We start from the raw sequence: 13,839 nt of genomic DNA, 5'->3' as shown, positions 1-13,839 counted from the left end.
GTGCGCCGGTGGCCGCCCCCGGGGTTACGCCCGGGGGGGGGGGGGGGCCCCCCCCCCCGCCGCCGGCGCGTCCCGCCCCGGGCGGCTCCGCGACCGTGTGCTCGGGGGGGCGCCAGGTCAGGCGGTGTACGGGTTGGTGAGCTTGGCGTCCCGCAGGGTCCCACCCCACCAGGCCAGTTGGTCGAGCATGCCCTTGGCGGCGTGGTCGGACGCGGGGTCGGTCGGCCGGCCCCCGGCGTCGAAGAGGCGGCCGGCGTTGTGGAGGCTCACGGTGTTGCGGATGGTGACCGAGTGCACCTCGGCGAACACGACCCGCAGGTGCTCGACGGCGCGCAGGCCGCCGGAGAGGCCGCCGTAGGAGACGAAGCCGACCGGCTTGGCGTGCCACTGCTCGTTGTGCAGATCGATGAGGTTCTTCAGCGGGGCCGGGAAGCTGTGGTTGTACTCCGGGGTCACGACGACGAAGGCGTCGGCCGCGCTCAGCCTGGTCGCCACCGCGCCGATCCGGGTGGCGACCTCCTCGGGCAGCGGCCGGGTGAAGTCCGGGAACACGGAGGGGAGCGGGGTCTCCGTGAGGTCGACGCGGTCCGCCGTCATGTCGTCGCGCCCGTCGATGTGGGAGATCGCCCAGTCCGCGACCACGGGCCCGAACCGTCCCTCCCGGGTGCTGCCGATGATCACCGCGACCTGCAGGGGATTGTTCTGGTGGTTCTGCGCACTCATGGACTTCTCCCGGTGGTGTGTCACGTCGGTCCGTTGCGTACAACGTACACATTCACGTGTACAGCGTCCACTGGGATTACCATGTACGCCAGTACTCGATGTGAGGAGCCGTGCCGATGCCTGCTCGGGACAACGTGGATCAGGGCAAGGAAAGAGAGAGCGTCTCGCTGTGGGAGCGGCTTGAGCGCCCGTCGTCGACGGCCCGGACCCCGCTGAACCTGCGGCGCATCGCCGAGGCCGCGGTGGGGATCGCCGACCTTGAGGGTCTCGACGCCGTCACCATGCGGCGCCTCGCCACGGTGCTCGGTGTGGCTCCGATGGCCGCGTACCGGTACGTCTCCTCCAAGGACGAGCTGCTGGAGGTGATGGTCGACCACGTCTACGGGGAGGTGGTGCTCTCGCCGGGGCGGTCGGGCTGGCGGGAGGTCATGCGCGAGCTGGCCGTGCAGTTGCTGGAGGTCGGGCGGCGGCACTCGTGGGTCACCCGGGCCGGCTGGTCCGGGCTGAGCCCCAACCAGCTCGCCGTGCCGGAGGCCGCGCTCGCCGCCCTCGCCGCCGAGGAGCTCGACGCCGACACGGCGATGGCCGTCTACAGCACCGTCACCTCGTACGTGTGGGGCGCCCTCAACCTGGAGATCGGCCTGTCCCAGATGCTGGAGTCGCGGGGCTGGGCCAGCTACGAGGAGGCCCGCTCCGGTCTCGCACCGGAGATGAGCTGGCTGGTGGGGACCGGCCGCTACCCGATGTACACGCGCTACCTCGGGGAGGCCACCCGCAAGGGCGATCTGCAGTGGCAGTTCGACACCGGTCTCGACTGCGTCCTCGACGGCATCGGCGGCCGGCTCGGGATCGCCGACGGCTCGGCGGGCGGCCGGTAGCGCGGCAGGTGGTGGGGCGGTGCCGGAGGGTCAGGAGGGTCCGGTACCGGGTCCCGCTCCCCGGCCGGCGGCCCAGCTCCGCAGCCGGGCCGCGGCCTCCTCCGGTGACAGCGGGCCGCGTTCGAGGTGCAGCTCCTGCAGACGGCGCGTGGCCGCGCCGATCAGTGGCCCCGGCGGCAGACCGAGCAGCTCCATGATCGCCCTGCCGTCCAGGGCCGTCGGAACGTCCCGGAGCCGCCGGTGCCGCTCGGCCTCCGCGGCGGCCCGCGCCGTTCGCTCCCGCTCGGCCGACTCCTTCCCGTGCCACTCGTCGTAGGTCGCCGCCCACCGGGCGTCCAGGCCCGCGGACCGCCAGCCGGCCGTGTCCTGTTCCCGGCCGAGCCCGACCGCCAGGAAGAGGTCCTGCCGGTCCGCTGCCCGGGGGCCGCCCGGAACGGCACCGAGCAGGGCGAGCGCGGCATTGATCGGCCACGTCTCCCGCGGGCCGCTGAAGTCCCGGGTCCGGCCCGGACCCCACACCTTCGCGCCGGCCCGCCACACGGTGGCGCCCTGGTGGCCGTCGCCTCCGTGGAACTCCGCCTCCACATGGGCGATCGGCCCGCCCCGGGACCAGGACGCCAGGGTCCGTTCGAAGGCCGGGGAGCCGGCCGTGAACGGACCCGGGAGCGCTCCCGGGAGCTGCTCGGTGACGGGCAGCAGCCCCAGGCGTGCGCGGAGCGGGGCGACCACCGCCTCCCCGGTCCCGGCGGTCAGTCTCCGGAGCAGGTCGAAGTCCCCGATGACGGCGTCGAGTTCGTACGGCATGCCGGCAGGGTAGCCGAACGGCTCCGGCCCCGGGGCGGTCGTGCGGCCCTCCCCGGGAGGGGCCTGCACGCGGTCGCCGAGGGGCCGGAGCCGGCGGACGGTCGGCGGGGAAGGGTCAGAGGAGCGGGACGCGGCGGGAGAAGGCGTCGCTCCCGGCGTTGGTGTCGCCGGGGACGAGGGCGCCGTCCTCGGAGGTGTAGAGGACGGTGGTGCCGAGGGCGTCGATGACGGGGCCGGAGGAGTAGCCGGTGGTCTGGGCTCCGGCGGAGGAGACGCTGAGGCGCTCGGTGCGGCCGGTGCGCAGGTCGTGGCGGAAGATGTCCTCGACCTGGTTGGTGTCGCCGGGGACGAGGTTGTCCGCGTCGGAGACGAAGTACACCCAGCGGTTGCCGGCCGCGATCACGGCGCTGTAGGACGAGCCGGTCAGCACGGTGCCGGGCAGCGGGGCCGGCAGACGGCGGACGGTGCCCTGCCGCAGGTCGCGGACGAGGATCTCGAAGTGCCGCTCCCAGCCGGTGCTGTCGGGGGTGTTGGGCACGGGAACGGAGAACAGTGCGTAGCGTCCGTCGGGGCTGAGCGAGCCGGTGGAGGAGCCGAGCAGTTCGCCGGTCTCGTCGACGCTGCCGCCCTTCGTCCGGCCGGACTCGACGTCGTGGACGTAGAAGGGGTAGTGGCGCGGCTTGGTGATCTCCGCGCGGGCCCCGGCGGCGTCCGCCTCGCCGAAGGGGGACGCCCCGGTGCGGGCGGGCCGGCCGGACACGTGGCCGTCGGCGAGGTCGGCGGAATCGCCGGAAGCGGCAGCGGGGCTGGAGCCGGCGGAGCGCGGGGAGGCCGCGCCCGGCGGGGTGCCGCCGTCGCCGGCCGGGAGCAGGTTGGTGGCCTTGGAGATGAAGCCGACCCTGCTGCCGTCGGCGCTGATCACCGGGGCGGCGGACGGCCGGTCGGCGGGCAGGCCGTCCGCGCCGACGGTGATCAGGCGGGTGCTGCCGTTCCAGCGGTCGAAGAGGTAGACGTTGGCGAGCGACGGGGTGTCACCGGCGACCAGGTCCGTCCGGCTGGAGGCGAAGGAGACGTAGCGGCCGTCCCAGCTGATCGACGGCAGGTAGGAGTCGTGCCCCGGCTGCTCGCGGGTCGGGTCACCGGTGGTGAGCCGTTCGGTGCGGCCGGTCCGGAGGTCCCGCAGGTAGATGTCCTCGGCGCCGTTGGTGTCGCCGGGAAGCAGGGCGGCGGTGGAGGTGAAGACGACGAGCCGGCCGTTGCCGCTGATCGCCCCGTCGTACGAGCGGCCCGCGGCCTGGGCGCCGGTGGAGGTGAGGCTGACCCGTTCGGTGCGGCGGGTGAGCAGGTCGCGGACGAAGAGGTCGCTCTCCCCGTTGGTGTCGCCGGGGACGAGGTTGGTCGCGTCGGAGCCGAACAGGGCGTAACGGCCGTCGGCGCTCAGGCCGTTGGCCCAGGACGCGCCGTCGGGCTGGGCGCCGTCGACGCCGGTGCTGACCCGGACGGTGCCGGCCCACGGCGGGCCGGACGGGGCGGCGGTCGCGGCCGTGGCGGTGCCGGCCAGCACGGCGGCGGCCAGCAGGGCGAGGGCCCCGGTGGTCCGTGAGGTGGTCCTGCTGCTCATGAGATGCCTCCCTGATTCGCGCCCTCGCCGCGTGCCGCGGTTCGTCGCCCCCGGTGCGCGGCCCGCCCCCCGGCGGTCGGCTCGTGGCCGAGCCAACCCGCTGCGGCACGATCCCGTCAATGGCCCGGGTGCGCCCTTGACGACATCGCGCCACGCGGCGGTGCGCCGGGAGGCGGGGCCCGGGGTGGCGGCCGAACGCGGGGCTCCTCGGCTTCCCTGCCGGGTGGTCGCGGTCGCGGTGGCGGTGGCGGTGGCGCCTGCGGTTGCCGGTTGCCGGTCGGTGGTGGCAGGGGTTCGGGCGAGGTGCGGTGCCCGGGCGGGCGCCCGCGAGCCGGATCGGGGACGGCTCGCGGGAGGGGCGCCGGATCCGTGGTGCCGGGCCCCGTCGGGCGCCGGTCCACGGCGGTCCGGGTCGCCCCCACGGCGTCGATCGCCCCGGATCCGCCGGGGGGAGCGGACCCGAGGCGCGGAGAACTCGCGTTGCTGACACGCACGTTCACCGAGCTTCGGCGGGGTCGGGGCCCGGCCTGCCGACAACGTTGGACCAGGCCCTGCCGGGGTGTCAACGCAGGCCGCCCGCCCGGGCCCCGGCGCCCCGCCCCGGCGTGCCCGAACGGGCACCGGCCGGCTGCTCGGCCCTCCGGCCCGGTCTCGGTGCCGGGGCCAGGGGCGGGGGCGGTCCCGCCGGAGCCGTGTCGGGAGTGGTCCGATCGGCCTGCCGGTGGGCGAGTTGACGGTGCGTGGGGCACCGGCGGGCGTGTTGACAGGCGACGGAGGCACCTTCTAGTTTTGCTTTGCTTTCAAAGCAAACGATGGGAGTCCCCTCATGGGCTGGAACGAACGCGTCATCAAGGAGTTCCGGGAGAACAACGGGAAGGTGGGGGGCGTGTTCGAGGGCACCGACCTGGTGCTCCTCACCACCGCCGGCCGCCGGACGGGCAGGCCGCACACCACTCCGGTGGTCTGCCTGCGCGACTCCGGCCGCCACCTGGTGTTCGCCTCCAACGGCGGAGGCCCGGACCACCCCGACTGGTACCTCAACCTGGTCGCCTCCCCACAGGCCACCGTGGAGACCGGCACCGAGGAGGGGCGCGTCAAACCCTTCGCCGCCCGCGCGGTCGTCCTGGAGGGGGAGGAGCGCGACCGGCTCTACGAGGCGCAGTCCGCCCTCGACGGGGCCTTCCGGGAGTACGGGCGGAGGACCGCGCGGATCATCCCGGTGGTCGCGCTGCACCCGCTGGACCTCTCCGTCGATCCTGACCGCAACCGGATGATCGGTCGCCAACTGCTCGTGCACCACGCCGAACTGCGGGCCGAGCTCGCCGGGATCCGGAGCGCGTTCGAGGGGATCGGGCCGGACGGCGGGGGAGTGGACCGCCGGCCGGACGCCGATCCGGGGTGGCAGCTGCGCCGCCGCTGCCTCACGTTCTGCTACGGGCTGCAGATGCACCACACGCGGGAGGACGGCGCCTTCACCGCCTTCGAGCAGCAGTTCCCGCACCTCGTGCCCGTCATCGCCCGGCTGCGCGAGGAGCACCGGGTGGTCGAGTCTGCGCTCGCCCGTCTGGAGGAGCTGCTGGAGCGCGGCGAAGCGGCGGAGGAGGGCGGCCTCGCCGGGCTCCGGGCGGAGTTCGGCCGGACGATCGACGGCCTGGAGGAGCACTTCGCCCGCGAGGAGGAGTACCTGCTGCCGGCCCTGGACGTGCCGCGGCCGTCCTGACTGCCCGTCCTGACCGCCCGTCCTGACTGCCCGCCTCGACCGCCCTCCCCGCCTGCCCGTCCTGACCGGCCCTCCTGGGCGCCGGGGTGGCCCGGCGCTTCCGATACTGTGTGTGAAGCCGACAGGGGCTCCGCTGTGAGCGCACAGTGACGGAAGGGGTGGAGGGGTGTCCACGGAGCAGGCGTCCGGGACGGGGTCCGTGCAAGGCCTGAGTACGGACGAGGCTGTCCGGGCGATGCTGCTCTTCATGCCCAGGGTGGCCGCGCGGCTCAAGCGCACCCCGCTGCCCGAGCAGCTCCGCGAGGCGAACCTGGCGCCCAGGCACCTGTCGATGCTGGCCTATCTGTTGTTCGACGGGCCGCTGCCGGTCAACCAGTTGGCCGCCCGTCTGGAGGTCGCGCCCACCACGGTCAGCCTGATGGTCAGCGACCTCAGCCGACAGGGCGTGGTCGAGCGGAAGGGCGATCCGGCCGACCGTCGCCGCACCATCGTCGCCATCACCGAGGAGCCCGTCACCCGGGCGGCCATCGAACGCTGGCTGGCCAACGGCGCCGAGGCCTGGCGCACGGCCTTCGACCCGCTCGCACCCGAGGAGCGGGCCCTGTTCGTCCGCACCATCGAGGCCTATGAGGCCGGCGCCTCCCGCCCCCGCACGTAGGCCGACCCGCCCGGCGCGCCCCGCCCGGAACGCCGCACCCTCGCCCGCCCTCTCCCTGTTCGTCGCGGCCACGCCCCTGTGCGGACGGTCCGCTGCCCGGACGGCCTGCTGCCCGGACGGCCTGCTGCGCCGTGGAGTCCTCGCGCAGGAAGTCGGCGGGTCCGACTTCCTGTGCGAGGGAGGTGGGGCGCCTCTGCGTGCTCCGTCCGTCGCGGGCAGGAATATGTAGACCGGTCTACTGAATAGGGTGGCGGTGCGAGGGCGTGTCATCAAGGCTCTGGCGTCCGGCCGCCGGTGAGGTGGCTCTCGGCGGCTGCGTGGGACGGCCCCGGCCCGGGGCCGCGTCCTCCGTGGGTCGGAGGGGCGGCGCCGGGTCGGGGCGCGGAGGCGCGGATCAGGCGCCGGGCGGGGTCACGTAGCCGGAGACCTTCCACTTCTTCGTGCCGCCCCTGGCGGTGTGCGGGTCGATGTGGCGGTGGGTCACCTTGTCGCTGACGTTGCCCTCGACGGTGTCCAGGGTCCCGTCACGGTTCACCGAGACCACGACGCCCACGTGGCCGCCCTGCTTGTCGGCCGGCGGGCCGTAGACGACGAGGTCGCCGGGCTTCGGCGAGCCGGTGTGGAACAGGTGGTGCTCCTGCCCCCACTTGCCGACCCCGCGCCCGAGCAGGGTGGTCGGGACGTTGCTCACCCCGGCGTGCCGCCAGGTCCACTCGGCGAACGCCGCACACCAGGGGGTGTTGCGGCAGGTCCGACCCTTTCCGGTGAGGTACTTCCGGCAGGCCGGGCTGCTCTCGGCGACCCCGATCTGGCCGCGGGCCGCCGCCACGATCCGGTCCCGCAGGGTGGCCGCCGCCGGCGAAGCGGCGCCCTCGTTCAGGGTGTCGGCGGCGTCGGCGGCGGTCCGGCCGGTGGCGGTGGCGCTGCTGTCGGCGGTGGCGGTGGATCCGGCGGCGGGCGGGGCCACCGGGAGGGCGAGCGCGTCCGCCGCGCCGGTCCCGGTGAGCGCGGCCGCCGCCAGCGCGGCGAGGGTGACGGCGCGGGCCGTGCGCTGCTTGAGGGTGAGGTGACGGGTCGGGTGCATCGGTGACTCCTTCGAGTGCATCCCGTGCCCCGGGGCGGCATACGAATGCCCGGGTGCGGGAGGGGGCGGGATTCGCCGGGGGTTTCACCGGCTCGTCGTCAGCGTTGCACGGCCGGGCCGCCGACTCCTACGCTGCGCGATCGGATGGTTACTCATCCGCATGCAGTCGGATATGCACGTGCTCCGAACTGCGGATATGCACGGGCCGAAGCAGAGGGGAGCGGACGGATGCCGGACGGCGGAGTCACCGGGCCGGAGGCGGAGGGGGCCGGGGCCGGGCCGTCGGCGCGGGTGGAGCTGGCGCGGACGCTGCGCGAGTGGCGGGCCCGTGCGGGGGAACTGCCGCAGAAGACGGTGGCCCGGCGGCTCAACATCGCCCAGACCACCGTCTCCCGCTACGAGAGTCCGGACGGCCGGCACCCGGCGCCGGAGGCGGCGGTCCGCGCGCTCTGGTCCTGCTACCGGCTGGCGGAGGAGGACCTCGACCGGGCGCTCGCCCTGCGCGCGCGGGTGGACGAGGAACTGCGCGCGGGCGCGGCATCCGCCGAAGTGTCGGCGCCGACTCCGGCCCGGGCGCCGGTGGCGGTGCCGGCGGTCGTGGTGGCGGCAGGCGAGGCCGTGGGTGAGGCGGTGATGGTCGCCGGGGTCCGGGCCGGGGAGCCGCCGGCGGCCCGGGCGGCGGGCCGCAGCCGGCACTGGGTCGCCTGGGCGGCGGGGGCGACGGCGGCCCTGGTTGGGGTCGTCGCGGGCGGGCTGCTGGTCCACCAGCTGCTCACCCCGGCGGCGACGACCGGCGGGGCGGACGAGGTCCGCCCGCCCGCGCCCGTCGCCGCGCCCCCGACCGCCTTCCCGACCACCGACTTCAACATCGTCCACGGAAACAGCTACACGAAGGGCACCCTGACCTGGTACAGACGCGCGGTCGGCCTGACCGGGCAAGGCAACTCCGAGGACGCGGCCGGCTGCCGGGGCACCACGGCGACGAGCTACTCCGCCGCCGGTGTCGAACTGGGCAGCACCCGCACCGGCGTCGTCTGCGGCGCGAGCAAGAACCACACCGTCGCGATCCCCGCGGACGTGGTCGGCGGTGCCTTCGCCGTCGGGATCTGCCTCGACGACGGCGCCACCCCGCCCGCCATGCTCAAGTGCCAGGACTTCCGGCGCCCCTGAGAACCCGCCGTGGACGCCGGGAGCGCCACCGGGCGGCCCGCCAGGAGGCGGCCGCTCCGGTCCGCATGGTGGCCCGCTCGCTTGTCGTTTCTGCCGGCGGGCCGTCATGCGGCCCGGCTGATCGCGCGCGGGAAGTCGGATCCGCCGACTTCCCGCGTGGGGGGTTATGTAGACCGGTCGACATATTTTGGTGCTTGGGGTGGGGGATCTGCTGCTTGTAGGCAGCCGGGGTGGAGGGGGTGGCGGTGTGCGGGGTGGGTGTTCGGGTCTGCGCGGCTGGTCGCGCGCGGGAAGTCGGATCCGCCGACTTCCTGTGTGGGGGGTTATGTAGACCGGTCGACATATTTTGGTGCGGTTTGGGCCGGGGTTCGGGGTGGGGCGGTGGCTCTCCGCTGGGTCGGGGGGCGATCGGTGTCCTGCGCTAGGCGGTCGGGGTGGAGGGGGTGGCGCTGTGCGGGGGTGTGTGCGGGAAGTCGGCGGGGCCGACTTCCCGCGCACACCCAAGGGGCGGGGGAGAGGGCGTGACGGGGGTGACGGGGGCGGTCATACTGTGCGCCTGGCCGGGCCCGGGCGCGGGTGGGCGGGGAGGAGCGGCGGGTGGCGGGCGGGAGTTCGGGGCCGGAGCGGGGGCGGACCCTGCGGGGTGTGGTGGCGGTCGCGGAGGCGGTGGTCGAGGTGTGCGTCGCCCCGCTGGGGCTGGACGTGCCGGTGACGGGGCTGGACGTGTTCGACCGCGAGGAGCCGGGTGCCGAGGCGGGAGGCCTGGTGGTGGCGGTCGGTGTCGACCCGCGCTCCGAGCGGGCGCTCGCCCTGCTGCGGGCGGCCGGCCGTGACCGGGCGGCGGGGGTGGTCTTCCGGGAGGAGGGCGCGGGCCCGCCGAACGGGGTGCTGCGGACGGCCGCCGCCGAGGCCGGCACGGCGGTCCTGCTGCGCCGGGCCTGGGCCGACTGGGCGCAGTTGATCGGCACGCTGCGGGCCGGGCTCGCCGTGGCGGAGGAGACGGAGGCCGCCAATGTGCCGCTCGGCGACCTGGACGCGCTGGCCGAGGCGCTCGCCGCCCTGGTCGGCGGCGCGGTGACGGTCGAGAGCCCGGACTCCCGGGTGCTGGCCTACTCCTCCAACAACCGGGAGGACGTCGACGACATCCGCCGTTCCACCATCCTGGCCCGCCGGGTGCCGGCCGAACGCCGGGCGGCGATGCGCGAGGACGGCTTCTTCGCCCTGCTGCGGCGCACCCCGGGCGCGCTCCACCGCCGGGCCGACGGCACCGTCCCGGAGCGCGCGGCCGTCGCGGTGCGGGCCGGTGACGAGGTGCTCGGCTCCCTCTGGGTGGCGCCGACCGGGGGACCGCTGCCACCGGGCGTCGCAGGGGCGTTGGCAGCGGCGGCCCGGCTCGCGGCGCCGCACCTGCTGCACGACCAGGCCCGTCGGACCGGGCAGCGGGAGCTGGTGCTGGAGGCGGCGCGGGCCCTGCTGGAGGGACGCGGGTCGGCCGACGCGCTGGCGGCCCGAACCGGCCTGCCCCCGGCGGAGCCGTGCGCGGTGCTGGCACTCGCGGTCCTTCCGGGCGGCGGGGTCGGCGCGCCGCCCACGGGAGCGGCGGACGGCGTCGCATCGGACGGCGTTGCGGCGGCGGTCGGGGAGGGGCCGGTCGGCGCGAAGGCCGCCGGGAGTGCCGGGACCGCCGGGACCGCCGTCACCGGTGGTCGGCTCGCCCGGTCGGCGCGCGCCCTCTGTGCGCGGCGCGGCCACCAGGCCGTGGCGGTGGCCGCGGACCGGGGCGCCCGGGTGCTGCTCGGCGGTCTGGAGCCCGGCCCGGAGCGGGCCGCGGCCGGGCTGTCCCGGCTGGCGGACGCCCTCGCGCACGAACTGGCGCAGGAGTTCGGCCGCCCGGTGCGGATCGGCATCGGCGGGTGCGGCTCTCCCTCGATCGGGCACCGGAGTCCGCCGGCACCGCCGATCTGGCCCTGCGCGCCCTGCGCCTCGGCCGCTCGCCGCGCACTCCGCCGACCGCCCGGGTCGGCGAACTCGCCGACACCGTGGCCCTGTTGCACGTCCTGGACGCACTGCGGCGGCTGCCCGCCGTGGACGGTTCGGTCGCCCGGCTGGTGGCGCGCGCGTCGAAGCCGGGGGAGGAGGTGCTGCTCGACACCCTGCGCGCCTACCTGGAGCACGCCGGGGACGGCGCGCGGGCCGCCGCCGCCCTGGGCGTGCCGACCAGTACCTTCCGGTACCGCAAGCAGAAGGCGGAGAAGCTCTGCGGCATCGACCTGGAGGATCCGGACGCCCGGCTGCTCGCCCACCTCCAACTGCGCCTGCTCGCGCTGGACGCCGCCGACCGGCGGTGAGTGCGCCGGCGGCCGGTCGCGGCACGGTGGACCCGAGGTGGTGCGGACGCCCGGCCGTCGAGGGGCGTCGTCAGGTGCGGCGATCCGTACGGACGGGCCGGCGCCTGTCGCAGCAGGCGATCGGGTGCGGCACGCGGCGGGGGTGCGGGCGGCACCCCCGCCGCGTCGCGATGCGTCCGGCTCGGGACCGGACCGGACCGGACCGGACGGGACCGGACGGGACCGGAGGGGACGGCGCGGTGCCCCGGACCGTGCCCGGCATCGGGTCCGGTGCGGCGGCCGGTTCGCCGCGGGCGGCGGAGGAATCGGCCGGGGTTCGTCGCCGGCGGCGAAGGGCCGGGGACGGCGGTACCGGCCGGTCGGGTGACGCGGGACGGTGCGGGCGAATCCGTGCGGTGCGACGAAGACGCCGCCGCCGTTCGCGCGGCAGCCTGGTGCCACGCCCGGGGCCTCCCGTCCCCGCCCCGGGCGTCCCGCCACCGACGAGCCAGCGGAGCGTGACACCATGACCTCTCCCCAGCCTGCCTGCACGGACCCGTCCGCCGCCCCCGCCGCCCGCCGGGAGGCCGTCCTGCGCGAGGCCGTGCGCCGGGGGCTGCTCGACCCCGGGGACGCGCTGGTCGCCGCCTTCGTCGACCTCGACGGCGTGGCCGCGAGCGTCGCGGCCCTGCAGGACGCCTTCCCGGCGTCCGTCGACGTCCTGCACACCTTCGCGGCCAAGGCGAACTGCCTGGTGCCGGTCCTGGCCCGGCTGCGCGAGCTGGGCATGGGCTGCGAGGTGGCGAGCCCCGGGGAGTTCGCCCAGGCGCTCGCGGCCGGGTTCGACCCGGACCGTATCGTCTTCGACTCGCCGGCCAAGACCCGCCGGGAGCTGGTCCGGGCGCTGGAGCTCGGTGTCGCCGTCAACGTCGACAACTGGCAGGAGCTCGACCGGGTCGACGGCCTCCTGCGGACGGGCGCGTCCGCCTCGCGGATCGGGGTCCGGGTCAACCCCCAGGTCGGCGCGGGGAGCATCGGGGCGATGAGCACCGCGACCGCGACCTCCAAGTTCGGCATCACGCTGGCGGACGAGGGCAACGCGGAGCGGCTGGTGGAGGCGTTCCGCGAGCGCCCCTGGCTCACCTGGATCCACGTGCACGTCGGCTCGCAGGGCTGCCCGCTGGACCTCATGGCCGAGGGGGTGGCCCAGGCGGTCGCCCTCGCGGACCGGATCAACGGCGAGGCGGGGCGCCACCAGGTGACCGGCATCGACCTCGGCGGCGGACTGCCCGTCAACTTCGCCGACGACACCACCGCCCCCACCTTCGCCGCCTACGTGGAGCGGCTGCGGGTCCGCGCCCCACGGCTGTTCGACGGCGGCTACCGGCTGGCCACCGAGTTCGGCCGCTCACTGCTCGCCAAGAACGGCTTCACCGCCGCCTACGTCGAGTACACCAAGACCTCCGGGGGCCGGCGGATCGCCGTCACCCACGCCGGGGCCCAGGTCGCCACCCGCACGGTGTTCGCGCCGGACGCCTGGCCGCTGCGGATCACCGCGCACCACCCGTCGGGCGCGGCCAAGCACGGCGCACCGGTGCCGCAGGACGTCGCCGGGCCCTGCTGCTTCGCCGGGGACGTGGTCGCGCGGGCCCGTGCGCTGCCGGAGCTGGCACCGGGCGACCTGGTTGCGCTGCTCGACACCGGCGCCTACTACGCGACGACCCACTTCCAGTACAACAGCCTGCCGGAGCCGGCGGTGCACGGCTTCACGGTGGATCCGGACGGCAGGGTGGGGTTCGTGCCGCTGCGCCGGGCCCAGGACGTCGACGAGCTGCTGCGGCCGGTCGGCTGACCGGGGACCGACCGAGTGGGGGCCGGGAGGGCGCGGCGGGGTGCGTCATCCGATGTGACGCTGAGTCAGAATTGCAGGCCGGGACGGGTTCCGGCGCGGCGTGCGCGGGTATCAACCTGCCGCGACCACCGCCCCGTCCGCGGTGCGACTGCCTCAGCTCGTCGAAGGAGGCCTCGCCATGTCCGCTCGACCCCCCACCCCCGCCCAGCCGCCCGCCGGTGCCCGGTCCCCCGCCGGTGCCCGGCCGCCCGCCGACCCCCGGGCCCAGGACGTGCGCACCGTGCGCCGGCTGCGTCTGGGCATCGGTGTCCTCGGCTTCCTGCTGCCGATCGTCCTGCCCGTCGGCAACAGCCTCACCTCCGCCCGGATCGCCCTGCTCAGCTCGATGAGCGCGTCCTACTACACCGACATGCGCAACGTCTTCGTCGGTGGCCTGTGCGCCATCGGCGTCTTCCTCATCTGCTACCGCCACGACAGCCGGGAGGACCGGCTGAGTTCGGTGGCCGGAGTGCTGGCGATCGGGGTGGCGCTCCTCCCCACCGAGCCGCCGGCCTCGGTCGTCGCGCACCCCGGCGGCCTCGAAACCACCGTCGGGATGCTCCATCTCGCCTGTGCGGCGGGGCTGTTCGGGGTGCTGGCGTACTTCTGCCTGCGGCTCTTCGCCGACTCGCCGGACGCCGGGGGCCGTCGCCCGGCGCGTGACCGGGTGTACCTGGTCTGCGGCTGGGTGATCGTGGCCGGTGTGGTGACGGTCGCGGTGGCCGGGCTGCTGCACCTGGCCCGGGACTGGCCGCTGACCCTGCCGTACCTGGGCGAGGCGGTCTCGGTGTTCGCCTTCGGCGTGGCGTGGCTGGTGAAGAGCGAGGCGCTCGCCGGCCTCGCCCCGCGCCCGGCCCGGACCGCCGCCGTCGGGCCCTGAGCTCCGCCCCAGGACCGCTCCAGGACCTCCCCGGGGGCACCTCGGGGTGTCCCCGGTCCGCCGGCCCGGGCGTACCCGGGCCG

At 75.7% G+C, this 13,839-nt stretch carries 12 protein-coding genes; 7 read left to right on the top strand and 5 right to left on the bottom strand.

The genetic code is table 11. The features are described from left to right. Positions 1–117 precede the first annotated feature (117 nt). Positions 118–723, bottom strand: a complete 606-nt coding sequence (locus ACFCX4_RS26590; protein ID WP_376147261.1) for an NADPH-dependent FMN reductase — start codon at positions 721–723, stop codon at positions 118–120. A gap of 116 nt (positions 724–839) precedes the next feature. On the opposite strand from ACFCX4_RS26590, the gene ACFCX4_RS26585 reads away from it, so the two are divergent. Further along, complete coding sequence (locus ACFCX4_RS26585; protein ID WP_376147258.1) at positions 840–1,601, top strand: TetR/AcrR family transcriptional regulator; 762 nt, start codon at positions 840–842, stop codon at positions 1,599–1,601. A gap of 30 nt (positions 1,602–1,631) precedes the next feature. Here the strand turns inward: ACFCX4_RS26585 and ACFCX4_RS26580 are convergent, their stop codons facing one another. After that, positions 1,632–2,405, bottom strand: a complete 774-nt coding sequence (locus ACFCX4_RS26580) for a hypothetical protein (RefSeq protein WP_376147256.1) — start codon at positions 2,403–2,405, stop codon at positions 1,632–1,634. A gap of 115 nt (positions 2,406–2,520) precedes the next feature. Further along, a complete protein-coding gene (locus ACFCX4_RS26575) occupies positions 2,521–4,026 on the bottom strand; it encodes a hypothetical protein (RefSeq protein ID WP_376147253.1) in 1,506 nt (501 codons plus the stop codon). An 826-nt stretch (positions 4,027–4,852) separates the two neighbouring features. Here ACFCX4_RS26575 and ACFCX4_RS26570 point away from each other — a divergent pair. After that, positions 4,853–5,746 (top strand): nitroreductase/quinone reductase family protein, encoded by an 894-nt coding sequence (locus ACFCX4_RS26570; protein ID WP_376147251.1) that lies wholly within the window; start codon positions 4,853–4,855, stop codon positions 5,744–5,746. A gap of 247 nt (positions 5,747–5,993) precedes the next feature. Next, a complete protein-coding gene (locus ACFCX4_RS26565) occupies positions 5,994–6,404 on the top strand; it encodes a MarR family winged helix-turn-helix transcriptional regulator (protein ID WP_376147248.1) in 411 nt (136 codons plus the stop codon). 394 nt (positions 6,405–6,798) lie between these two features. Here ACFCX4_RS26565 and ACFCX4_RS26560 read toward each other — a convergent pair whose 3' ends face one another. Next, positions 6,799–7,488 carry a CHAP domain-containing protein gene (locus tag ACFCX4_RS26560; protein ID WP_376147245.1) on the bottom strand — a complete coding sequence of 230 codons (690 nt, stop codon included), beginning with the start codon at positions 7,486–7,488 and terminating at the stop codon, positions 6,799–6,801. A gap of 228 nt (positions 7,489–7,716) precedes the next feature. On the opposite strand from ACFCX4_RS26560, the gene ACFCX4_RS26555 reads away from it, so the two are divergent. Next, complete coding sequence (locus tag ACFCX4_RS26555) at positions 7,717–8,658, top strand: helix-turn-helix domain-containing protein (RefSeq protein WP_376147242.1); 942 nt, start codon at positions 7,717–7,719, stop codon at positions 8,656–8,658. Between the two features lie 543 nt (positions 8,659–9,201). Here ACFCX4_RS26555 and ACFCX4_RS26550 read toward each other — a convergent pair. Continuing rightward, entirely contained in the window at positions 9,202–10,596 is a 1,395-nt protein-coding gene (locus ACFCX4_RS26550; protein ID WP_376147239.1) for a hypothetical protein, read from the bottom strand. Here ACFCX4_RS26550 and ACFCX4_RS26545 point away from each other — a divergent pair. From ACFCX4_RS26545 to ACFCX4_RS26535, 3 genes are all read left to right on the top strand, one after another. Beyond that, entirely contained in the window at positions 10,572–11,006 is a 435-nt protein-coding gene (locus ACFCX4_RS26545) for a helix-turn-helix domain-containing protein (RefSeq protein ID WP_376147236.1), read from the top strand. The genes ACFCX4_RS26550 and ACFCX4_RS26545 overlap by 25 nt on opposite strands. 505 nt (positions 11,007–11,511) lie before the next feature. Further along, on the top strand, positions 11,512–12,837 hold the full coding sequence (locus tag ACFCX4_RS26540; protein WP_376147234.1) for a diaminopimelate decarboxylase: 1,326 nt from the start codon (positions 11,512–11,514) through the stop codon (positions 12,835–12,837). Positions 12,838–13,015: 178 nt separating this feature from the next. After that, positions 13,016–13,756, top strand: a complete 741-nt coding sequence (locus ACFCX4_RS26535) for a DUF998 domain-containing protein (RefSeq protein WP_376147231.1) — start codon at positions 13,016–13,018, stop codon at positions 13,754–13,756. The last annotated feature ends 83 nt before the right edge of the window (positions 13,757–13,839 follow it).

This window comes from Kitasatospora sp. NPDC056327 (assembly GCF_042261735.1).
Classification (GTDB): domain Bacteria; phylum Actinomycetota; class Actinomycetes; order Streptomycetales; family Streptomycetaceae; genus Kitasatospora.
This window is presented reverse-complemented; position numbering and strand designations above follow the sequence as displayed.

What these genes read in the sequence shown, in the direction of transcription:
- ACFCX4_RS26575 (WP_376147253.1), bottom strand. Translation starts at nt 4,026, where the DNA reads ATGAGCAGCAGGACCACCTCACGGACCACCGGGGCCCTCGCCCTGCTG.
- ACFCX4_RS26580 (WP_376147256.1), bottom strand. Translation starts at nt 2,405, where the DNA reads ATGCCGTACGAACTCGACGCCGTCATCGGGGACTTCGACCTGCTCCGG.
- ACFCX4_RS26535 (WP_376147231.1), top strand. Translation starts at nt 13,016, where the DNA reads ATGTCCGCTCGACCCCCCACCCCCGCCCAGCCGCCCGCCGGTGCCCGG.
- ACFCX4_RS26585 (WP_376147258.1), top strand. Translation starts at nt 840, where the DNA reads ATGCCTGCTCGGGACAACGTGGATCAGGGCAAGGAAAGAGAGAGCGTC.
- ACFCX4_RS26555 (WP_376147242.1), top strand. Translation starts at nt 7,717, where the DNA reads ATGCCGGACGGCGGAGTCACCGGGCCGGAGGCGGAGGGGGCCGGGGCC.
- ACFCX4_RS26565 (WP_376147248.1), top strand. Translation starts at nt 5,994, where the DNA reads ATGCCCAGGGTGGCCGCGCGGCTCAAGCGCACCCCGCTGCCCGAGCAG.
- ACFCX4_RS26540 (WP_376147234.1), top strand. Translation starts at nt 11,512, where the DNA reads ATGACCTCTCCCCAGCCTGCCTGCACGGACCCGTCCGCCGCCCCCGCC.
- ACFCX4_RS26570 (WP_376147251.1), top strand. Translation starts at nt 4,853, where the DNA reads ATGGGCTGGAACGAACGCGTCATCAAGGAGTTCCGGGAGAACAACGGG.
- ACFCX4_RS26560 (WP_376147245.1), bottom strand. Translation starts at nt 7,488, where the DNA reads ATGCACCCGACCCGTCACCTCACCCTCAAGCAGCGCACGGCCCGCGCC.
- ACFCX4_RS26590 (WP_376147261.1), bottom strand. Translation starts at nt 723, where the DNA reads ATGAGTGCGCAGAACCACCAGAACAATCCCCTGCAGGTCGCGGTGATC.